Below are 20,541 nucleotides of genomic sequence, written 5' to 3' on the forward strand. Positions count from 1 at the left end.
GCAGTCCTATGGCTCGCGAGTATAAAATCGAAGACTACCGAAATTTCGGTATTATGGCGCACATCGACGCCGGTAAGACGACCACCACCGAGCGTATTCTTTATTACACCGGTAAGTCGCACAAGATCGGTGAAGTTCATGATGGCGCAGCGACCATGGACTGGATGGAGCAGGAGCAGGAACGCGGGATCACGATCACCTCTGCTGCTACGACCACCTTCTGGAAAGGTCGCGACGGTAAGATGCGTCGCTTCAACATCATCGACACCCCCGGCCACGTTGACTTCACGATTGAAGTTGAGCGCTCGCTGCGTGTTCTCGATGGTGCGATCGCTCTTCTCGATGCTAACGCTGGTGTTGAGCCTCAGACCGAAACAGTTTGGCGTCAGGCTGAGAAGTATCATGTTCCGCGCATGATTTTCTGCAACAAGATGGATAAGACTGGCGCTGACTTCTACCGTTCGGTAGAAATGATCAAGACCCGTCTTGGCGCTACAGCCGTTGTTATGCAGTTGCCAATCGGCGCTGAGACAGAGTTTAAGGGCGTTGTTGACCTCATCGAGATGAACGCGCTCGTTTGGCGCGATGAGTCTCTGGGTGCCGCCTGGGATGTCGTTGAGATCCCGGACGACCTGAAGGAAAAAGCCGCAGAATATCGCGAAAAGCTGATCGAGACGGTTGTTGAGATCGACGAAGAAGCGATGGAAGCCTACTTGAACGGCGACATGCCGGACAACGACAAGATTCGTGCTCTGGTTCGCCGTGGCACGATCGACGTTAAGTTCCACCCAATGTTCTGCGGCACTGCCTTTAAGAACAAGGGCGTTCAGCCTCTTCTCGACGCGGTTGTTGATTACCTGCCTTCGCCACTGGATATCCCGGCGATCAAGGGCATCGACTTCAAGACGGAAGCTGAAATCGAACGTCACGCTGATGACAGCGAGCCGTTGTCCATGCTTGCGTTCAAGATCATGAACGACCCATTCGTCGGCTCTCTGACCTTCGCTCGTATTTATTCCGGCAAGCTCGAAAAGGGCGCTTCGGTTATGAACACGGTCAAGGACAAGCGCGAGCGTGTTGGCCGTATGCTTCAGATGCATTCCAACAGCCGTGAAGACATCGAAGAAGCCTTCGCTGGCGACATCGTTGCGTTGGCTGGCCTTAAGGAAACGACGACAGGTGACACGCTTTGCGATCCGCTGAAGCCAGTTATCCTTGAGCGTATGGAATTCCCTGAGCCGGTTATTCAGATCGCTATCGAGCCGAAGTCCAAGGGCGACCAGGAAAAGATGGGCCTTGCGCTCAATCGTCTCGCTGCAGAGGATCCTTCGTTCCGCGTTAAGACCGATCAGGAATCTGGTCAGACGATCATCGCGGGCATGGGTGAACTTCACCTCGACATCATCGTTGACCGCATGCGTCGCGAGTTCAAGGTTGAAGCGACTGTTGGTGCTCCGCAGGTTGCCTATCGCGAAACGATCACGAAGGCGCATGAAGAAGATTACACGCACAAGAAGCAGTCCGGTGGTACCGGTCAGTTCGCGCGCGTCAAGATCATCTTTGAACCGAACCCAGAAGGCGAAGACTTCAAGTTTGAGTCCAAGATCGTTGGTGGTGCTGTTCCGAAGGAATATATCCCTGGCGTTCAGAAGGGTATCGAAAGCGTTCTGACCTCCGGTCCCCTCGCTGGCTTCCCTATGCTCGGCGTGAAGGCAACTCTGGTGGACGGCGCCTTCCACGATGTTGACTCGTCAGTTCTGGCGTTCGAAATCGCTTCTCGTGCTTGCTTCCGTGAAGCAGCCAAGAAGGCTGGTGCACAGCTCCTCGAGCCGATGATGAAGGTCGAGGTTGTCACGCCTGAAGATTACGTTGGTGACGTTATCGGTGATTTGAATTCTCGCCGTGGCCAGATCCAGGGTCAGGAAAGCCGTGGTATTGCCGTTGTGATCAACGCGCATGTGCCGCTGGCGAACATGTTCAAGTACGTCGATAACCTCCGCTCGATGTCTCAGGGCCGTGCACAGTATTCGATGGTATTCGACCACTATGCTCCAGTTCCTTCGAACGTAGCACAGGAAATTCAGGCGAAGTACTCCGGTCAGAAGTGACCGGGGTAACCCAACCGACAATAACAACCAGAAATCTCTCGTCTTTTTGACGAGGCAAAGATGGAGAGCCTGAAATGGCAAAGAGCAAGTTTGAGCGTAATAAGCCGCATGTGAACATCGGCACGATTGGCCACGTTGACCATGGCAAGACGTCTCTGACGGCAGCGATCACGAAGTACTTCGGTGAATTCAAGGCGTACGACCAGATCGACGCTGCACCGGAAGAAAAGGCTCGTGGTATCACGATTTCGACGGCGCACGTTGAGTATGAGACGCCGAACCGTCACTATGCTCACGTTGACTGCCCCGGCCACGCCGACTACGTCAAGAACATGATCACGGGTGCCGCACAGATGGACGGCGCGATCCTGGTTTGCTCTGCAGCTGACGGCCCGATGCCTCAGACGCGCGAGCACATCCTTCTGGCTCGCCAGGTTGGCGTTCCTGCGATCGTTGTGTTCCTCAACAAGGTTGACCAGGTTGACGACGCCGAGCTTCTCGAACTCGTAGAACTGGAAGTTCGTGAACTTCTGTCTTCTTACGACTTCCCGGGCGACGATATTCCGATCGTCAAGGGTTCTGCTCTTGCAGCTCTTGAAGATTCCGACAAGAAGATCGGTGAAGACGCAATCCGCGAGCTGATGGCTCAGGTTGACGCCTACATCCCGACGCCTGAGCGTCCGATCGACCAGCCGTTCCTGATGCCGATTGAAGACGTGTTCTCGATCTCTGGCCGTGGTACGGTTGTAACGGGCCGCGTTGAGCGTGGTATCGTGAAGGTTGGTGAAGAAGTCGAGATCGTCGGCATTCGCGCTACCTCCAAGACGACTGTTACGGGCGTTGAAATGTTCCGCAAGCTGCTCGATCAGGGCCAGGCTGGCGACAACATCGGCGCACTGGTTCGCGGTGTGAACCGTGACGGCGTTGAGCGTGGTCAGATTCTCTGCAAGCCAGGTTCTGTCAAGCCGCACAAGAAGTTCAAGGCTGAAGCCTACATCCTGACGAAGGAAGAAGGCGGCCGTCATACGCCGTTCTTCACCAACTACCGTCCTCAGTTCTACTTCCGCACGACGGACGTGACGGGTATCGTTACGCTTCCGGAAGGCACGGAAATGGTTATGCCAGGCGACAACGTTACCGTTGACGTCGAGCTGATCGTTCCGATCGCTATGGAAGAAAAGCTGCGTTTCGCTATCCGCGAAGGCGGTCGTACGGTTGGCGCCGGCATCGTCGCGTCCATCGTCGAGTAATGACATAAAAGGCGAGGGAGAAATCCCTCGCCGTTTTACAAAAAAGTTTCGGGTGAGGGCGCTTGGCTCTTGCCTATGACATGAAAATGTTGCAAATGGCGCGCGAGCGAGATTTGCAGCCTGCTTTGTTTTTAACATGCAGGTTTACCAATCCAAAAGGTGGGCTTCGGCCCTGAAGACTGGATGAATGCCTGCTTGGCGGGCTTCCTCGATCTTTGACACCGGTGGTCCGCCTTTAGATAGAAACGCCCCGTGCCGTGCTGTTTGGCTATGGGGAGAAAACAGAACAAGGATAACGTCGAATGAACGGCCAAAATATCCGCATTCGCCTGAAGGCATTCGATCATCGGATCCTCGACGCTTCTACGCGCGAGATCGTGTCGACGGCGAAGCGCACCGGTGCTAGTGTCCGGGGCCCCGTTCCGCTTCCGACCCGCATCGAGAAGTTTACGGTTAACCGGTCCCCTCACATTGATAAAAAGAGCCGCGAGCAGTTCGAAATGCGGACGCACAAGCGTCTGCTCGACATCGTGGATCCCACCCCGCAGACGGTAGACGCGCTCATGAAGCTCGATCTTGCCGCAGGCGTCGATGTGGAAATCAAGCTCTGAGGCTCTGCCTTGGGCTGAGTGAGAAGGATTGAACCGATGCGTTCAGGTGTAATTGCACAAAAGGTGGGAATGACCCGCGTCTATAACGACGCAGGCGAGCACGTTCCGGTCACGGTACTCCGTGTCGAAAACTGCCAGGTCGTTGCGCACCGTACGGAAGAAAAGAACGGTTATACCGCCGTTCAGCTTGGCGCAGGCCAGGCAAAGGTAAAAAATACAAGCAAGGCTTTGCGCGGTCATTTTGCTGTAGCTCAGGTTGAGCCGAAGCAGAAGGTCGTTGAGTTTCGCGTTGATGCCGACAATCTTATCGATGTCGGTGCTGCTGTAACGCCGAGCCACTTCACTGCCGGTCAGTTGGTTGACGTCACTGGTACGTCGATTGGTAAAGGCTTTGCTGGTGCGATGAAGCGTCATAACTTCGGTGGTCTTCGCGCCACGCACGGTGTTTCCGTTTCTCACCGTTCGCACGGTTCAACTGGTAATAACCAGGATCCGGGCAAGGTTTGGAAAGGCAAGCGCATGGCTGGTCATATGGGCCAGACTCGCGTAACGACGCAAAACCTCGAAGTTGTCTCGACTGATGAAGATCGTGGTTTGATCCTCGTAAAGGGTGCCGTTCCTGGTTCGAAGGGTTCCTGGATCATCGTCCGCGACGCCGTCAAGTCGGCCGCGAAGTAAGGGAGCCTTAGTTATGGAATTCAACGTCAAGACCCTTGAGGGGAAGGACGCAGGCAAGGTCTCCCTTTCTGAAGAGATCTTTGGCCTCGATCCGCGTCAGGATATCCTGGCACGTATGGTTCGTTGGCAGCTTGCCAAGAAGCAGCAGGGTACGCACAAGTCAAAAGGCCGTTCCGAGGTATCTCGCACCGGTTCGAAGATGTACAAGCAGAAGGGTACGGGTCGCGCTCGTCACCATTCCGCTCGTGCTCCACAGTTCCGCGGTGGCGGTAAGGCACATGGTCCGGTTGTTCGCAGCCATGAGCATGACTTGCCTAAGAAGGTACGTGCATTGGCTCTGCGTCATGCCCTGTCTGCCAAGTTCAAGGCTGAAGACCTGATCATTGTTGATCAGCTCGTTGCCACGGATGCAAAGACGAAGGCAGTAGCTGCTACGTTTGAAACACTGGGTCTGAACAACGCGCTTGTTATTGGCGGTGTTGAGCTTGACTCAAACTTCAAGCTGGCTGCTCAGAACATCCCGAACATCGACGTCCTGCCTGTTCAGGGCATCAACGTTTACGACATTCTGCGTCGTGGCAAGCTTGTGCTTTCCAAGGCTGCGGTTGAAGCTCTGGAGGAGCGGTTCAAATGACCGACATTCGCCACTATGACGTGATCGTATCTCCATCGATCACGGAAAAGTCGACGCTGGTATCTGAGCAGAATCAGGTTGTCTTCAACGTCGCCAAGGGTGCATCCAAGCCTGAAATCAAGGCTGCGGTTGAGGCTCTCTTCGGCGTGAAGGTCAAGGCTGTCAATACGCTCGTCCGCAAGGGCAAGGTAAAGCGTTTCCGCGGCTTCATCGGCAAGCAGAAGGACGTCAAAAAGGCTGTCGTTACGCTTGCAGAAGGTCAGTCGATCGACGTGTCGACGGGCATCTGAGTAGGGAACTAGAACAATGGCATTGAAGAGTTTCAACCCAACGACACCGAGCCAGCGTCAGCTGGTCATTGTCGACCGTTCGGGTCTCCACAAGGGCAAGCCTGTCAAAGCGTTGACGGAGGGTCTTTCCAAGAGCGGTGGTCGTAACAACCTTGGTCGTATCACTGCTCGCTTTATCGGCGGCGGTCATAAGCGCACCTATCGTATCGTTGACTTCAAGCGTCGCAAGTTTGACGTCGAGGGCACGGTTGAGCGCCTGGAGTACGATCCGAACCGGACTGCATTCATCGCTCTCATCACCTATGCTGATGGTGAGCAGGCTTACATCCTGGCACCACAGCGCCTTGCTGCTGGCGACAAGGTCATCTCGTCTAATAAGGCAGTTGACGTAAAGCCTGGCAATACTATGCCTCTGCAGTACATCCCTGTCGGTTCCATTCTGCACAACGTAGAAATGAAACCTGCCAAGGGCGGCCAGATTGCTCGTTCGGCTGGCACTTACGTACAGCTGGTCGGTCGTGATGCTGGTATGGCGATCCTTCGTCTGAATTCAGGCGAACAGCGCCTCGTTCCTGGCAGCTGCCTTGCAACTGTCGGTGCTGTGTCCAACCCGGACCACGGCAACATCAACGATGGCAAGGCCGGTCGTACGCGTTGGCGCGGTAAGACACCGCACAACCGCGGTGTTGTCATGAACCCGGTCGATCACCCGCACGGTGGTGGTGAAGGTCGTACCTCCGGTGGTCGTCACCCAGTGACGCCATGGGGTAAGCCAACGAAGGGTAAGCGTACCCGTTCGAACAAGGCTACCGACAAGTTCATCATGCGTTCGCGCCATCAGCGCAAGAAGTAAGAGAAGGAAGTCAGCAAATGGCTCGTTCAGTTTGGAAAGGCCCGTTCGTTGACGGCTATCTTCTCAAGAAAGCTGAGAAGGTGCGCGAAGGCGGCCGTAGCGAAGTAATCAAGATCTGGAGCCGTCGCTCCACGATCCTCCCGCAGTTCGTTGGTTTGACGTTTGGCGTCTACAACGGCAGCAAGCATGTTCCGGTCAGCGTTAACGAAGACATGGTCGGTCATAAGTTCGGTGAATTCTCTCCGACCCGGACCTACTACGGTCATGGTGCGGACAAGAAGGCAAAGAGGAAGTAATCATGGCGAAGGCAAAGACCGAACGCCGGCTGAAGGATAACGAGGCGCAGGCAGTTGCCCGCACGCTTCGTGTCAGCCCGCAGAAGCTCAACCTTGTTGCCGCCATGATCCGTGGCAAGAAGGTCGAGCGCGCTCTGGCAGAGCTCGAGTTTTCTCGTAAGCGTATTGCAGGTGCGGTAAAGAAGACACTTGAGTCTGCTATCGCAAATGCTGAGAACAACCATGATCTCGACGTCGACGCTCTCGTCGTCGCCGAGGCCTATGTTGGTAAGTCGATCACCATGAAGCGTTTCCACGCTCGTGGGCGTGGTCGCGCATCCCGCATCGAAAAGCCTTTTGCGCATCTCACCATTGTGGTGCGCGAAGTCGAGGAAAAAGGGGAGGCCGCATAATGGGTCAGAAAATTAATCCAATCGGCTTCCGCCTCGGCATTAACCGTACTTGGGATAGCCGTTGGTTCGCCGACAATGCTGAATACGGTCAGTTGCTGCACGAAGATCTTAAGATTCGCGCGTATCTGATGCAGGAACTAAAGCAGGCTGGTATTGCTAAGGTGGTTATCGAACGTCCGCACAAGAAGTGCCGGGTAACGATCCACTCTGCACGTCCGGGCTTGATCATCGGTAAGAAAGGCGCAGATATCGAGAAGCTTCGTAAGAAGCTTTCAGATATGACGTCTTCCGAGACGCACCTTAACATCGTTGAAGTGCGCAAGCCTGAAGTGGACGCAACACTTGTTGCGCAGTCCATTGCTCAGCAGCTTGAACGTCGCGTTGCTTTCCGTCGTGCCATGAAACGTGCCGTTCAATCGGCCATGCGTCTCGGCGCTGAGGGTATCAAGATCACCTGCGCAGGTCGTCTTGGCGGTGCGGAAATTGCGCGTACAGAATGGTACCGCGAAGGTCGCGTTCCTCTTCATACGCTCCGCGCCGATATTGATTATGGTACTGCTGAAGCTGAAACAGCTTTCGGTATCTGCGGCATCAAGGTCTGGATCTTCAAGGGCGAAATCCTTGAACATGATCCGATGGCTTCCGAACGCCGTGCACTCGAGGGTGATGCTCAGGGTCCGGCGAGCCGTGACCGTGATCGTCGTCGCGAAAACGCTTGATTAGCGCTGGCGAAAGATAAGATCGGAGAATAAGAAAATGTTGCAGCCAAAGCGTACCAAGTATCGCAAGCAGTTCAAGGGTCGCATCAAGGGTGTGGCCAAGGGCGGCTTCGACCTGGCTTTCGGTGAGTTCGGTCTGAAGGCACAAGAGCCGAACCGCGTTAATGCTCGTGAGATCGAAGCGGCTCGCCGCGCGATTACACGTTACATGAAGCGTGCAGGCCGAGTATGGATCCGCGTATTCCCTGATACTCCGGTAACGGCCAAGCCGACCGAAGTGCGTATGGGTAAGGGTAAGGGTTCGGTCGAGTATTGGGCTTGCAAGGTTAAGCCTGGTCGCATGATGTTCGAAATCGATGGTGTGTCCGAGGAAATTGCACGCGAGGCGCTTCGTCTCGGCTCTGCCAAGCTCTCGGTCAAGACGCGCTTCGTACAGCGCATCGCAGAGTAAGGGGTTAGGCACATGAAAGCCGAAGAAGTTCGCGGCCTCACGGCCGACCAGCTCAAGGACAAGCTTGCTGACTTGAAGAAGGAGCAGTTTAATCTGCGCTTTCAGAAGGCGACCGGCCAGCTGGAAAAGTCCTCGCGCATCAACGAAGTCCGCAAGGACATCGCTCGCGTGAAAACCATTGCCCGCCAGAAGGCGGCAGAAGCAAAGGCCTAAGGGAAGAATAATATGCCGAAGCGCATTCTGCAGGGCGTCGTGGTCAGCGACAAGAACGAGAAGACGGTAGTGGTTCGGGTTGAGCGTCGCTTTGCTCATCCGCTGCTCCAGAAGACTGTTCGCCGTTCCAAGAAGTACAAAGCTCACGACGAAAACAACCAATTCAAGATTGGCGATATTGTCTCCATCCAGGAGTGCGCGCCAATCTCCAAGGACAAGTGCTGGACGGTCATTTCCGCCCACGCTTAATTTGCAGTAATCTGCGTTCGGCACTTGTGTCTTTCGCAGAAATCTGTATGAAGCAGCGCATTGGCGCTGAACGCCCGTTCGCGGGCGTTCTTTTTGCTTTGCAGCGCAGGGAAGGTCCTTATCTTGGAAACCACCTTGGCAAGATCCAATCCCGCGCGAAAACATATATGTCATTGAGCTGGAAAAGGGGGCTTCGGCCCAACCGTTCCAGTCGTTACAAGAAGGCGACCTGACATGATTCAGATGCAAACAAACCTCGACGTTGCCGATAATTCCGGCGCACGTCGTGTCATGTGCATCAAGGTGCTGGGCGGCTCTAAGCGTAAATATGCTTCTGTCGGCGATATTATCGTCGTTTCCATCAAGGAAGCTATTCCGCGTGGCCGCGTCAAGAAGGGCGACGTGATGAAAGCCGTCGTTGTTCGCACCGCCAAGGACATCCGCCGCGCGGACGGTAGTGTTATCCGTTTCGATAACAATGCTGCAGTCCTCATCGATAACAAGAAAGAGCCCATCGGCACACGTATCTTCGGACCGGTTCCGCGCGAACTTCGCGCCAAGAACCACATGAAGATCATCTCGCTGGCTCCGGAAGTACTCTAAGGGAGCGGATAGAGATGCAAAAGATTCGTAAGGGCGATAACGTAATCGTTCTCACCGGTAAGGACAAAGGTCGCACCGGCGAAGTTGTGCAGGTGTTGCCGAAGGAAGATCGCGCTGTCGTGCGTGGCGTCAATATGGTGAAGCGTCACCAGCGTCAGACGCAGACGCAGGAAGCCGGCATCATCAACAAGGAAGCCTCCATCCATCTTTCCAATATCGCGGTCGTCGCGAAGGATGGAAAGCCGACTCGTGTCGGTTTCTCCGTGGTTGACGGCAAGAAGGTCCGTGTGGCCAAGCGTACGGGAGATGTGATCGATGGCTGAGGCAAAGTACGAGCCCCGTTTGAAGACGGAATATGTGACTCGCATTCGCGCTGCGATGCAGGAGCAGTTTTCTTACGCTAACGAGATGCAGATCCCAAAGATCGATAAAATCGTGATCAACATGGGTGTTGGCGAAGCGACGGCTGATTCTAAGAAGCCAACTGTCGCAGCTGCAGATCTCGCTGCTATTGCTGGCCAGAAGCCTGTCGTAACCCGTGCCCGCAACTCCATTGCTGGCTTCAAGGTGCGTGAAGGCATGCCGATTGGCGCGAAGGTCACCTTGCGTGGCGCTCGCATGTACGAATTCCTGGATCGTCTGGTCAACATCGCGCTGCCGCGCGTTCGCGACTTCCGCGGCCTGAATCCGAAGAGCTTTGACGGCCGTGGCAACTTCGCCATGGGCATCAAGGAACACATCGTGTTCCCTGAGATCAACTACGATAAGGTTGATCAGATGTGGGGCATGGACATCATCGTTTGCACGACGGCAAACGCGGACGACGAAGCGCGGGCTCTTTTGAAAGAGTTCAACTTCCCGTTCCGTCAGTAACCGTAACGACGAGCGTAGAAAAGGAACTCGATATGGCGAAGACAAGCGCAATCGAAAAGAACAAGCGCCGCCGCAAGACGGTTGCCAACCAGGCGGCAAAGCGTGCTGCTTTGAAGGCGATCATCATGAACCAGGAAATGTCGATCGAAGATCGTTTCAAGGCTACCTTGAAGCTTGCTTCATTGCCGCGTGATGGTTCAAAAACTCGTATTCGCAATCGCTGCGAAGTCACCGGTCGCCCGCGTGCCTTCTACCGTAAGCTCAAGATGTCCCGTATCGCTTTGCGCGAGTTGGGCAATCTGGGCAAGGTGCCCGGCATCGTGAAGTCCAGCTGGTAAGGAGACGGTTAAGATGACCATGACTGATCCTCTGGGCGATATGCTCACACGCATCCGCAATGGCGCTGCACGCCGCAAGTCCTCCGTCACGACGCCTGCTTCGAAGCTGCGCGTTCGTGTTTTGGACGTTTTGCAGTCTGAAGGCTACATTCGCGGCTACTCTCAGGTCGACCACGGCAACGGCAAGTCCGAAATCGAGATCGAGCTTAAGTATTACGAAGGTGCCTCGGTGATCCGTGAGATCGGCCGAGTTTCCAAGCCGGGCCGCCGAGTGTATGTTTCGGTTAAGTCCATTCCGCAGGTCGCGAACGGCCTCGGCATCACTATCCTTTCGACTCCGAAGGGTGTGATGGCCGATCACCAGGCTCGCGAACAGAACGTTGGTGGCGAGGTTCTCTGCTCGGTCTTCTAAGACCTTGCAGGAAACTCTAGCGAACAGACAGGATTGAAAAATGTCTCGTATCGGTAAAAAGCCCGTTCCGGTTCCTGCAGGTGTGACGGCTTCTGTTGAAGGACAGAAGGTAACTGCAAAGGGTCCGAAGGGCGAGCTGGTCTTCGTAGCAAACGACGAAGTAAAGCTGTCTCTGGAAGATAATGCTGTTTCGGTTTCGCCGGTCAGCGATTCTAAGGATGCTCGTGCAAAGTGGGGCATGTCCCGCACGATGATCGAGAACATCTTCCGTGGTGTTAAGGATGGCTTTGAGCGCAAGCTCGAGATCAACGGCGTTGGTTATCGTGCGTCGATGCAAGGCAAGAACTTGCAACTGGCGCTCGGTTTCTCGCATGACGTTGTGTATGAGCCTCCGCAGGGCATCACGATTGCCGTGCCAAAGCCGACAGAAATTGTCGTAACCGGCATTAATAAACAGCAGGTCGGTCAGGTTGCCGCGGAGATCCGCGAATACCGCGGTCCAGAGCCTTACAAGGGCAAAGGCGTCAAGTACGCCGAGGAACGTATCGTCCGCAAAGAAGGCAAGAAGAAGTAAGGTTGACGCGAAATGGCTAGCAGGAAAGAAGCACTTGCAAAGCGCGCGAGCCGTGTACGCCGCCAGGTTAAGGCGGTTGCAAACGGTCGCCCGCGTCTGTCGGTTCATCGCTCGTCGAAGAACATCTACGCCCAGGTCATTGATGACGTGGCTGGTCGCACCGTTGCTGCGGCTTCCACTCTCGACGGTGGCCTCCGCACCTCGCTGAAGACGGGTGCAGACACTGCAGCAGCTGCTGCGGTCGGCAAGCTCGTTGCTGAGCGCGCTGTTGCAGCGGGTGTAAAGGAAGTCGTGTTCGATCGCGGCGCATTCCTTTACCACGGCCGCGTGAAGGCTTTGGCCGACGCAGCCCGCGAAGGCGGTTTGTCCTTCTAAAAAAGTTAATACGCGGCCTTTTCACGCCGCGTATTTTGGCCTATGAGGCCACTCGTTGCTGGCCGACCAGTTGCCTCCATGGCGATCTGGTCGGCTTTTTGAAATCTGCCGTTTGTACCGGAAAAGAAAAAGGAACAGGAAAATGGCACAGGAAAAGAGAGGCTCGCGCGACGATCGTCAGAGCCGCGAAGAGCGTGATAGCGAGTTTGTTGATAAGCTGGTAGCTATCAACCGCGTTGCAAAAGTTGTGAAGGGTGGCCGTCGCTTCGGTTTCGCTGCTCTTGTTGTCGTGGGTGACCAGAAGGGTCGCGTTGGCTTCGGTCACGGTAAGGCTCGTGAAGTTCCTGAGGCGATTCGTAAGGCCACGGAAGCAGCGAAGCGCGATCTGATTTTCGTTCCACTGCGCGATGGCCGCACGCTCCATCACGATGTTAACGGCCGTCACGGTGCAGGCAAGGTTCTGCTGCGCTCTGCTAAGGCTGGTACTGGTATCATCGCAGGTGGCCCGATGCGCGCTGTCTTCGAAACGCTCGGCGTTCATGACGTTGTTGCCAAGTCGACGGGTTCGTCTAACCCTTATAACATGGTTCGTGCAACGTTCGACGCGTTGAAGCATCAGGTGCATCCGAAGGACATCGCAGCACAGCGTGGTATCAAGTATGCTACGCTTCAGGCCCGCCGTGCCGCTTCCGGTAATGCAGCGGAAGAATAAGGAGCTTTATTGATGGCCAACGAAACCAACAAAACGGTTACGGTCGAGCAGATCGGTAGCCCCATTCGCCGGCCGGCGGTTCAGCGTCAGACGCTGATCGGTCTCGGTCTGAACAAGATGCACCGGGTTCGCACTCTGGAAGATACACCAGCAGTTCGTGGTATGATCCGGTCTGTGCAGCACCTCGTTCGCGTTGTCGACGAGAAGTGAGCCGGGAGTACATTCCATGAAACTGAATGAAATTAAAGATAATGAAGGCTCTAGCAAGGATCGCATCCGCGTTGGTCGCGGTATCGGTTCTGGCAAGGGTAAGACCGGTGGTCGCGGTGTAAAGGGTCAGAAGGCTCGTTCCGGTGTCGCGATTAACGGTTTCGAAGGCGGTCAGATGCCAATCTACCGTCGTTTGCCGAAGCGTGGCTTCAACAACATCTTCGCTTCTGACTTCGTGGTTGTTTCGCTTGGTCGCATCCAGACGGCCATTGACGCGAAGAAGCTTGATGCTTCTGCTACGGTTGATGCTGCTTCCCTCAAGGCTGCAGGCGTTATCCGCCGCATCAAGGATGGCGTTCGCGTGCTCGCTGACGGCGAACTGACTGCCAAAGTCTCCATCGAAGTTGCTGGCGCTTCCAAGTCTGCGATCGAGAAGATCGAGAAGGCTGGTGGTTCCGTGAAACTTTTGTCAGCAGCTGCTGCTGAATAATATGTACACAATCGCCCGGGGTGCTTCACACCGGGCGATTTTGCTCCCATATGTGGGCCTCGCGACCCGGTACGGATTCGGCGAGTAAGCCGGGTAGGAACGGAAAAAGGGGGAGGGGCCGAAAGCGTCCAGAGCCGACCAGCTCCCGATTTCTGAATAGGAATAGAGACTGCTTTCTGTCCAGAGCGCTTTTTCGCCTGGCGGATTGGTCAGGCGGAGATAGGCATGGCATCTGCAGCAGAGCAACTGGCCTCAAATTTAAGTTTTTCTACCTTTTCTAAGGCAACTGATCTGAAGAAGCGCCTTTGGTTTACCTTGGCTGCGCTTCTCGTGTACCGGTTAGGCACGCATATTCCTCTCCCGGGTCTCAACCCCGAGGCATATGCTCAGGCTTTTCGCGGGCAGGCAGGCGGTATCCTTGGCCTCTTCAATATGTTTGCCGGCGGCGCGGTGCAGAGAATGGCGATTTTCGCCCTCGGCATCATGCCTTACATCTCTGCCTCGATCATTGTTCAGCTTATGACGTCGGTTGTTCCTTCGCTCGAAAACCTGAAAAAGGAAGGTGAGCAAGGGCGCAAGATCATCAATCAATATACGCGCTACGGAACTGTACTTCTTGGAACGCTGCAAGCGTACGGCATAGCTGTGGGTTTGGAGGGCGGCAACGGAATCGTTCTCGATCCTGGTATCTTCTTTCGTATTTCGACTGTCGTGACCTTGCTTGGCGGAACTATGTTCCTCATGTGGCTCGGCGAGCAGATAACGTCCCGTGGTATCGGTAACGGCATTTCCCTTATTATCTTTGCGGGTATTGCTGCCGGTTTGCCAACTGCGCTGGCGGGTACTCTCGAACTCGGCCGGACTGGCGCGCTATCGACTGCTCTGATTTTGACCGTCGTGGTCGTTGCTATCGGTGTGATCGCGCTGATCGTGTTTGTCGAGCGTGCGCAGCGCCGGTTGCTCATTCAGTATCCAAAGCGTCAAGTTGGCAATCGCATGTTCCAGGGCGATACCTCGCACCTGCCCCTGAAGTTGAACACAGCTGGTGTTATTCCAGCTATCTTCGCATCCTCTCTTCTGTTGCTGCCAGCAACGGCGGCTGGTTTTGCCGGGAATGCAAACCTGCCCACTTGGGCCACTGCGGTTATCGCATCGCTGCAGCATGGTCAGCCGCTTTTCATGGTCTTTTATGGCTTCCTGATCGCTTTTTTCGCTTTCTTCTATACGGCCATTGTCTTCAATCCGAAGGATACGGCTGACAATCTGAAGAAACATGGCGGCTTTATTCCTGGCATCCGTCCTGGGGAGCGGACGGCTGAGTATATTGATTACGTCCTGACACGAATCACGGTGATCGGCGCAATCTACCTGGTCTTTGTATGTATCTTGCCGGAAACGCTTATCGCTCGCACGGGCATCCCGTTAGCCCTTGGTGGTACTTCGCTTTTGATCGTGGTCAGTGTAACGCTAGACACTGTGGCCCAGATACAGGGGCACCTGATTGCTCAGCAGTATGAGGGCATGATCAAGAAGTCCAAGTTGCGTGGAGGAAAGAGGGGAAGATGAGACTAATCTTTTTGGGGCCGCCGGGAGCGGGTAAGGGAACCCAGGCTAAGCGGTTGACGGAAAAGTATTCCATTCCTCAGCTCTCTACGGGTGACATGCTGCGCGCAGCTGTCAAGGCGGAGACGGAGATCGGGAAGCGCGCTAAGGCTGTGATGGACGCTGGCGGGCTCGTTTCTGATGATATCGTCAATCAGATTGTGTCTGAGCGTATTCAAGAGCCTGACTGCGCGCGCGGGTTTATCCTCGACGGGTATCCCCGCACCGTGCCTCAGGCAGTGGCTTTGTCTGAAAACCTGCAGAAGCTTGGTCTTCGCCTAGATGCGGTTATCGAGCTGAAGGTCGATGAAGAGGCTCTTATTCTTCGCATCGAATCGCGCGTTGCGGAGACTTTGGCTGCTGGCGGAACTGTTAGGTCTGATGATAACCCTGAGGCTTTCCGCAAGCGTCTGTCCGAGTATCGTGAAAAGACTGCTCCTTTGTCTGAGCACTATGCCAGCACGGGTGAGCTTGTGGCGGTTGATGGGATGGCTGATGTCGATGCCGTTACGGCTGCGATCGAGAATATCTTGGAGAAAGCTTCGGCCTGAAGCGGCCGTTTGTGTTCTCCCGAAGAATCTTAGTGGCCCCGGTTGCTTTTTTCGACCGATTCCATTAAACACCGCGCCAACTCGCGACTTTTGAAAGCGATAGGCGCGGATTTCTAACTGAAGTCCGTATTGATCGTTTCGATTGATATCGGATGAGAATTTGAACTGGCGGCCTCTGTTGGCTGCTCTCAAGGAAAAGTACCACTTGCCGGATGGCAACTGGAACGCAAGGAGAATAGGCGTGGCACGTATCGCTGGCGTCAACATCCCGACTGCGAAGCGCGTTGTTATTGCGCTGACCTATATTCACGGGATCGGCCCGAAGTTTGCACAGGAAATTGTCGAGAAGGTCGGTATTGCGGCTGATCGGCGCGTTCATCAGTTGACGGATGCTGAAGTTCTTCAGATTCGTGAAACAATTGATCGCGATTACCAGGTTGAGGGCGATCTTCGTCGCGAAACTGCGATGAACATCAAGCGCCTTATGGATTTGGGTTGCTACCGTGGTTTGCGTCATCGTCGCGGTCTTCCGGTTCGTGGTCAGCGCACCCACACCAATGCGCGTACTCGCAAGGGTCCTGCAAAGGCAATTGCTGGTAAGAAGAAGTAATTTTCGGTAATGCCGAGAATTGGAGGCTGGCGATAATTTCGCGAGCCTCCTTTTTGAGTTTGGGGCTTCTTGCCCCGGTGGAGCCGCTGGTGTTACGGCGGTGACGATATCAACGAAAGGGATACAATGGCCAAGGAAGCCACACGCGTACGCCGTCGCGAACGCAAAAACATCACCTCTGGTGTTGCTCACGTTAATTCGACCTTTAACAACACCATGATCACCATCACGGATGCTCAGGGCAATGCTATTGCATGGTCTTCCGCTGGTGCGAAGGGCTTCAAGGGTTCGCGCAAGTCAACTCCGTTTGCCGCGCAGATCGCTGCTGAAGATTGCGCAAAGAAGGCGCAAGAGCATGGCATGAAGTCCTTGGAAGTTGAAGTTTGTGGCCCTGGTTCCGGTCGTGAATCTGCTTTGCGTGCGCTTCAGGCTGCTGGTTTTATGATTACGTCCATTCGTGATGTAACACCTATCCCGCACAACGGTTGCCGCCCGCGCAAGAAGCGCCGCGTCTAATGGACGTGTTGAGGCAGCCTGTTCTTGGGTTGCCTCGCTCGAAATTCGTGTGACGCCGCCTTACCCCGGTTTCGAGGTCTGGCGGCTTTGCCGTAACGCCTTAGAGTTCTCTAGGCGCTTCTCATGCTCGGTTGTCACGATTGAATAGTGGCAGCGAACGGAAGGTTTGAAACATATGATCCAGAAGAACTGGCAGGAACTGATCAAGCCGAACAAGGTGGAGTTCAACTCCTCTAGTCGTACCAAGGCTACGCTCGTCGCGGAGCCGCTTGAGCGCGGATTCGGTTTGACGCTTGGAAACGCATTGCGTCGTGTCCTCTTGTCGTCGCTGCGCGGCGCTGCTGTGACGGCAGTGCAGATCGACGGCGTTCTGCATGAATTCTCTTCGATCCCTGGCGTCCGCGAAGATGTCACGGATATCGTGCTGAACATCAAGGAAATTGCCATCAAGATGGATGGCGATGATGCCAAGCGCATGGTTGTTCGCAAGCAGGGACCAGGTTCGGTCAAGGCTGGCGATATCCAGACCGTTGGCGATATCGAAATTCTGAACCCTGACCATGTGATTTGTACGCTTGATGAAGGCGCGGAAATTCGCATGGAATTTACGGTTAACAACGGCAAGGGCTATGTTCCTGCCGAACGTAATCGTGCTGAAGATGCTCCGATTGGTCTGATCCCCGTCGATAGCCTCTACTCTCCTGTCAAGAAAGTGTCCTACAAGGTGGAAAACACCCGCGAAGGGCAGGTTCTTGACTACGACAAGCTGACCATGACTATCGAAACAGATGGTTCGGTCACTGGTGAGGACGCCGTTGCCTTCGCCGCCCGTATTCTTCAGGATCAGCTGTCGGTATTCGTCAACTTTGACGAGCCGCAGAAGGAAGCAGAAGAGGAAGCGGTTACCGAACTTGCGTTCAATCCAGCTCTCCTCAAGAAGGTTGACGAACTGGAACTCTCAGTTCGTTCTGCTAACTGCTTGAAGAACGACAACATTGTTTACATCGGCGATCTCATCCAGAAGACCGAGGCGGAAATGCTGCGCACGCCGAACTTCGGTCGCAAGTCGCTGAACGAGATCAAGGAAGTTCTTGCTTCCATGGGCCTGCATCTGGGCATGGAAGTTCCAGCCTGGCCGCCGGAAAACATCGAAGATCTCGCAAAGCGCTACGAAGATCAGTACTAACCCGCAAGCATTTTCGGGGCGGAGCTTTTGCTCCGCTGCTGGAAGTGGAAAGCACGTTTAAACTGCAGGCAGATGCCTGCAAGTAAAGGAGACACGAGATGCGTCACCAGAATGCCGGCCGCAAGCTCAACCGTACCGCCAGCCACCGTAAGGCAATGTTTGCTAACATGGCGGCTTCGCTCATCACCCATGAGCAGATTGTAACGACCCTGCCGAAGGCGAAGGATCTTCGTCCTATCGTTGAGAAGCTTGTTACGCTTGGTAAGCGTGGCGACCTGCACGCTCGTCGTCAGGCGATCTCGCAGATCAAGGATCAGGATGCTGTTCGCAAGCTCTTTGATGCCATTGCCACTCGTTACGCTTCGCGTAATGGCGGTTACCTGCGTATCATGAAGGCTGGCTATCGTCAGGGCGACAATGCTCCTCTCGCGGTTATCGAATTCGTTGAACGCGATGTCGATGCCAAGGGTGCTTCTGACAAGGCTCGCGTTGCAGCCGAAATGGCTGCTGCTGAAGCCGCCTAAGTATTAAAGACCGTTATTTACGTTGAGGCCGAGTGGGAAATCGCTCGGCCTTTTCGTTTTGTGATAGGTCATTCACTAAGTTTGAAGGCTGCCGGTTCACTTAGTTTATCCTTAGAGCGTTTCACTTTTTGACGGAAACATATCCTGCATTTTTGAGATAGTTGGCACATTCGTCGGGTTGGATTGCCTCGACCAGCCCGCCGATATGCCGCCAAGTATCGTCGATAGTCCGCTTCTGTGCATTACGCATCCAGTGCTTTATCTTCGAAAAGGCCTGTTCGATCGGATTAAGGTCCGGCGAATACGGTGGCAGGAACCAAAGCCGTGCACCTGCGGCATTGATTGCCTGACGGATTGCCGCTGATTTGTGGCTCCCGAGGTTATCCATGACGACGATGTCTCCCGGCTTGAGCACAGGAACTAACTGCTGTTCGACTTAAGCGCGAAAGCACCGGCCGTTGATCGGCCCGTCGAAGACGCAGGGTGCAGTCAGCCGATCCGTCCTCAAGGCCCCGAGGAATGTCAGCGTGCGCCAGTGGCCGTGCGGCGCAAACGCCCTCAGACGCTTGCCTTTTGGTCCCCATCCCCTGATGGGCGTCATGTTGGTCTTGATCCAGGTCTCATCGATGAAGACCAGTCGGTCGGGATCGAGGTGAGGCTGTAAGGTCTTCCATCGCTCTCTTCTGCGAGCGACATCGGCACGAGCTTGCTCAAGGGCGAACAGCGTTTTTTTTGAAGCGCAGCCCCTCGCTGCGAATGAACTTCCAAATCGTATTGTGGGAGACGGCTATGCCTTGCGAGGCAAGTTCAGCCTTCAGTCCGTGCAGTGTCAGGTGCGGATTTTGAGCGAGACGCTCGACAATGAAGCTACGGTACGGCTCCAGAATGCGCTTGCGATCACCACCCATCTTGTCGGGATCAACCGATCCGGTCGCGCGATGGCGCTGAGACCACTTCACCACGGAAGACGCCGCCACTTCGAAGCGTGCAGCAACGGCTCGGATACTTTCGCCGTCCAACACGGCTGCTACAACACGCTCACGAAGATCACTTGATAACGGTGCAGTCATATGATGCTGGCCTCCATCCTGCCAGCATCAGTGAATCAGAACAGAGATGATTTGGGTAGCACAGCTGATTCAGAGAAACGAGAAACCGCTCTAGTTGTTTGAGGCGTCCTTGGAACTGCCATCCAAACTCAAGATCTATCATAGTGGCGGTCAAGTGCTCCCTGCGGTGTTCTGCTGGTCGTCAACTAACATATCAGCTGCACGTGGGCTGCTTTCGTCAATAATCAATTGATCCGAGAACTGGCGAATCAAGATGCAGCCTGAACCTGCGTCTGGTTTCTGTGCACCTGCTTCGTCGCGTCACTCCATTAATCCGCAATCGGGCTGTTCAATCGCGGGACCACTGGGGGTTGGCGATTTTCAGGATATGTTCGAAACCTTCTTATTCGTTCGTAGACAGTGCGCCTCTGATCGTCGAAACGGAGCTTTTCAATTAGGTTTGTTCAAGCTGAGTTGGTCGGTGTGGCGATTAGCGAACCAAGATGCAATGGGCTTGAGTGTGTACCGATTGTTTGGCCCTTTGGCCTCTATCCTCGCAGTGATGAACACTCGTCTGACTTTACCAAACATCTTCGGATGGTGCGCTTGGCCTTATATTGCGCCAAGTGCTTTTGTTGCGTCGGATGTGCGCTTTAAGAGATATCGCAGGTGTAGCCAAGGCCAAGTGATCGCTGTGCCTATCGCCGGGTATGGTCGCGCTGCCTTGCTCGGGGGGGCATGCGAAATGTCCGATGCTTTAATGGAACTTCTGGAAATGTTGCTCAGATCTTAACTCGCGGCCAAGATATCCTTTTACGAGTAACGATGTTTCAAGTGTCCGATTTTGTGACGATTCAGCAACAGATTTTTACGACGTTTGCTTGTATTGTCTCCATGCTTGGTTCTGTCCATTTCCCGCCACAAAGCAGGCGCAGCGAGATTGGCAGAAGGCAAGCGGACCTGCGGGGGCGGGGCGCGTAGCGGAGTATCATGGGCGAATTCTCTAAGGAAAATCCGCGAATTCAGGCGGGTTGCACGGGGCGGGACACAACACGGTCGGCACTGATCGACTCTTCATTTCAGGGTCGCAGTGTTGCCGAAAACGCAGTCTATCTTCAACCAATCTCGCGAAAGGGGACGCCTTCTACGGGCAAATTCGTGCCCTTGATTGC

29 protein-coding genes and 1 pseudogene are annotated in these 20,541 nt (G+C 54.6%); 29 read left to right on the forward strand and 1 reads right to left on the reverse strand.

Translation table 11 applies throughout. The annotated features are described in order from the left end of the window. The first annotated feature begins 8 nt into the window (after positions 1 to 8). The 29 genes from fusA to rplQ all read left to right on the forward strand — a co-directional run bounded on the left by fusA (position 9) and on the right by rplQ (position 18,320). Positions 9 to 2,108, forward strand: coding sequence for an elongation factor G (gene fusA, locus AC0JZ1_RS07510; RefSeq protein ID WP_471881786.1), 2,100 nt, complete (start codon positions 9 to 11; stop codon positions 2,106 to 2,108). A gap of 74 nt (positions 2,109 to 2,182) precedes the next feature. Beyond that, a complete protein-coding gene (gene tuf, locus AC0JZ1_RS07515) occupies positions 2,183 to 3,358 on the forward strand; it encodes an elongation factor Tu (protein WP_471881777.1) in 1,176 nt (391 codons plus the stop codon). Positions 3,359 to 3,660: 302 nt separating this feature from the next. After that, a complete protein-coding gene (rpsJ, locus tag AC0JZ1_RS07520; RefSeq protein WP_003547547.1) occupies positions 3,661 to 3,969 on the forward strand; it encodes a 30S ribosomal protein S10 in 309 nt (102 codons plus the stop codon). A 36-nt stretch (positions 3,970 to 4,005) separates the two neighbouring features. After that, entirely contained in the window at positions 4,006 to 4,647 is a 642-nt protein-coding gene (rplC, locus tag AC0JZ1_RS07525) for a 50S ribosomal protein L3 (RefSeq protein WP_471881787.1), read from the forward strand. Positions 4,648 to 4,660: 13 nt separating this feature from the next. After that, positions 4,661 to 5,281, forward strand: coding sequence for a 50S ribosomal protein L4 (rplD, locus tag AC0JZ1_RS07530; protein WP_471881788.1), 621 nt, complete (start codon positions 4,661 to 4,663; stop codon positions 5,279 to 5,281). Beyond that, positions 5,278 to 5,571, forward strand: a complete 294-nt coding sequence (locus AC0JZ1_RS07535) for a 50S ribosomal protein L23 (RefSeq protein ID WP_377400871.1) — start codon at positions 5,278 to 5,280, stop codon at positions 5,569 to 5,571. Before rplD ends, AC0JZ1_RS07535 begins: the two co-directional genes overlap by 4 nt. A gap of 16 nt (positions 5,572 to 5,587) precedes the next feature. After that, complete coding sequence (gene rplB, locus AC0JZ1_RS07540) at positions 5,588 to 6,424, forward strand: 50S ribosomal protein L2 (protein WP_471881789.1); 837 nt, start codon at positions 5,588 to 5,590, stop codon at positions 6,422 to 6,424. A gap of 17 nt (positions 6,425 to 6,441) precedes the next feature. Continuing rightward, on the forward strand, positions 6,442 to 6,720 hold the full coding sequence (gene rpsS, locus AC0JZ1_RS07545; protein WP_028735901.1) for a 30S ribosomal protein S19: 279 nt from the start codon (positions 6,442 to 6,444) through the stop codon (positions 6,718 to 6,720). Between the two features lie 2 nt (positions 6,721 to 6,722). Further along, on the forward strand, positions 6,723 to 7,112 hold the full coding sequence (rplV, locus tag AC0JZ1_RS07550; RefSeq protein WP_471881790.1) for a 50S ribosomal protein L22: 390 nt from the start codon (positions 6,723 to 6,725) through the stop codon (positions 7,110 to 7,112). Then, positions 7,112 to 7,831: a 30S ribosomal protein S3 gene (gene rpsC / locus AC0JZ1_RS07555; protein ID WP_377400883.1), complete on the forward strand. Its 720-nt coding sequence runs from the start codon at positions 7,112 to 7,114 to the stop codon at positions 7,829 to 7,831. The genes rplV and rpsC overlap by 1 nt, the downstream gene beginning before the upstream one ends. 37 nt (positions 7,832 to 7,868) lie before the next feature. Continuing rightward, positions 7,869 to 8,282 (forward strand): 50S ribosomal protein L16, encoded by a 414-nt coding sequence (gene rplP, locus AC0JZ1_RS07560; RefSeq protein WP_471881791.1) that lies wholly within the window; start codon positions 7,869 to 7,871, stop codon positions 8,280 to 8,282. A 12-nt stretch (positions 8,283 to 8,294) separates the two neighbouring features. Further along, complete coding sequence (gene rpmC / locus AC0JZ1_RS07565; protein WP_007531673.1) at positions 8,295 to 8,495, forward strand: 50S ribosomal protein L29; 201 nt, start codon at positions 8,295 to 8,297, stop codon at positions 8,493 to 8,495. 12 nt (positions 8,496 to 8,507) lie between these two features. Then, positions 8,508 to 8,744 (forward strand): 30S ribosomal protein S17, encoded by a 237-nt coding sequence (rpsQ, locus tag AC0JZ1_RS07570; RefSeq protein ID WP_471881792.1) that lies wholly within the window; start codon positions 8,508 to 8,510, stop codon positions 8,742 to 8,744. A 234-nt stretch (positions 8,745 to 8,978) separates the two neighbouring features. Continuing rightward, a complete protein-coding gene (gene rplN, locus AC0JZ1_RS07575; RefSeq protein WP_003495199.1) occupies positions 8,979 to 9,347 on the forward strand; it encodes a 50S ribosomal protein L14 in 369 nt (122 codons plus the stop codon). A 14-nt stretch (positions 9,348 to 9,361) separates the two neighbouring features. Further along, positions 9,362 to 9,670: a 50S ribosomal protein L24 gene (gene rplX, locus AC0JZ1_RS07580; protein WP_471881793.1), complete on the forward strand. Its 309-nt coding sequence runs from the start codon at positions 9,362 to 9,364 to the stop codon at positions 9,668 to 9,670. After that, the gene (gene rplE / locus AC0JZ1_RS07585; RefSeq protein ID WP_471881794.1) at positions 9,663 to 10,220 is read left to right on the forward strand and encodes a 50S ribosomal protein L5; all 558 of its coding nucleotides are present in this window, start codon (positions 9,663 to 9,665) and stop codon (positions 10,218 to 10,220) included. Before rplX ends, rplE begins: the two co-directional genes overlap by 8 nt. Before the next feature lie 32 nt (positions 10,221 to 10,252). Then, positions 10,253 to 10,558 carry a 30S ribosomal protein S14 gene (gene rpsN, locus AC0JZ1_RS07590; protein ID WP_471881795.1) on the forward strand — a complete coding sequence of 102 codons (306 nt, stop codon included), beginning with the start codon at positions 10,253 to 10,255 and terminating at the stop codon, positions 10,556 to 10,558. 13 nt (positions 10,559 to 10,571) lie between these two features. Then, positions 10,572 to 10,970, forward strand: a complete 399-nt coding sequence (rpsH, locus tag AC0JZ1_RS07595; protein ID WP_471881796.1) for a 30S ribosomal protein S8 — start codon at positions 10,572 to 10,574, stop codon at positions 10,968 to 10,970. A 40-nt stretch (positions 10,971 to 11,010) separates the two neighbouring features. Further along, a complete protein-coding gene (gene rplF, locus AC0JZ1_RS07600; RefSeq protein ID WP_471881797.1) occupies positions 11,011 to 11,544 on the forward strand; it encodes a 50S ribosomal protein L6 in 534 nt (177 codons plus the stop codon). A 12-nt stretch (positions 11,545 to 11,556) separates the two neighbouring features. Then, the gene (gene rplR / locus AC0JZ1_RS07605; protein WP_471881798.1) at positions 11,557 to 11,919 is read left to right on the forward strand and encodes a 50S ribosomal protein L18; all 363 of its coding nucleotides are present in this window, start codon (positions 11,557 to 11,559) and stop codon (positions 11,917 to 11,919) included. Between the two features lie 142 nt (positions 11,920 to 12,061). Continuing rightward, positions 12,062 to 12,631, forward strand: a complete 570-nt coding sequence (gene rpsE, locus AC0JZ1_RS07610) for a 30S ribosomal protein S5 (RefSeq protein WP_471881799.1) — start codon at positions 12,062 to 12,064, stop codon at positions 12,629 to 12,631. Between the two features lie 12 nt (positions 12,632 to 12,643). After that, complete coding sequence (gene rpmD, locus AC0JZ1_RS07615) at positions 12,644 to 12,841, forward strand: 50S ribosomal protein L30 (protein WP_471881800.1); 198 nt, start codon at positions 12,644 to 12,646, stop codon at positions 12,839 to 12,841. A 16-nt stretch (positions 12,842 to 12,857) separates the two neighbouring features. Then, on the forward strand, positions 12,858 to 13,331 hold the full coding sequence (gene rplO / locus AC0JZ1_RS07620; protein ID WP_471881801.1) for a 50S ribosomal protein L15: 474 nt from the start codon (positions 12,858 to 12,860) through the stop codon (positions 13,329 to 13,331). A 225-nt stretch (positions 13,332 to 13,556) separates the two neighbouring features. Next, entirely contained in the window at positions 13,557 to 14,897 is a 1,341-nt protein-coding gene (gene secY / locus AC0JZ1_RS07625) for a preprotein translocase subunit SecY (RefSeq protein ID WP_471881802.1), read from the forward strand. Next, positions 14,894 to 15,484 carry an adenylate kinase gene (locus AC0JZ1_RS07630; RefSeq protein ID WP_471881803.1) on the forward strand — a complete coding sequence of 197 codons (591 nt, stop codon included), beginning with the start codon at positions 14,894 to 14,896 and terminating at the stop codon, positions 15,482 to 15,484. Before secY ends, AC0JZ1_RS07630 begins: the two co-directional genes overlap by 4 nt. Positions 15,485 to 15,725: 241 nt before the next feature. Beyond that, entirely contained in the window at positions 15,726 to 16,094 is a 369-nt protein-coding gene (rpsM, locus tag AC0JZ1_RS07635) for a 30S ribosomal protein S13 (protein WP_062554703.1), read from the forward strand. Between the two features lie 126 nt (positions 16,095 to 16,220). Beyond that, a complete protein-coding gene (rpsK, locus tag AC0JZ1_RS07640; protein WP_007766864.1) occupies positions 16,221 to 16,610 on the forward strand; it encodes a 30S ribosomal protein S11 in 390 nt (129 codons plus the stop codon). Between the two features lie 175 nt (positions 16,611 to 16,785). After that, the gene (locus tag AC0JZ1_RS07645; RefSeq protein WP_471881804.1) at positions 16,786 to 17,796 is read left to right on the forward strand and encodes a DNA-directed RNA polymerase subunit alpha; all 1,011 of its coding nucleotides are present in this window, start codon (positions 16,786 to 16,788) and stop codon (positions 17,794 to 17,796) included. A gap of 98 nt (positions 17,797 to 17,894) precedes the next feature. Then, positions 17,895 to 18,320 (forward strand): 50S ribosomal protein L17, encoded by a 426-nt coding sequence (gene rplQ, locus AC0JZ1_RS07650; protein ID WP_471881805.1) that lies wholly within the window; start codon positions 17,895 to 17,897, stop codon positions 18,318 to 18,320. A gap of 121 nt (positions 18,321 to 18,441) precedes the next feature. On the opposite strand, the pseudogene AC0JZ1_RS07655 reads toward rplQ, so the two are convergent. Then, a pseudogene (locus AC0JZ1_RS07655) lies at positions 18,442 to 19,390 on the reverse strand (IS630 family transposase). Positions 19,391 to 20,541 lie beyond the last annotated feature (1,151 nt).

Source organism: Affinirhizobium capsici, assembly GCF_977018625.1.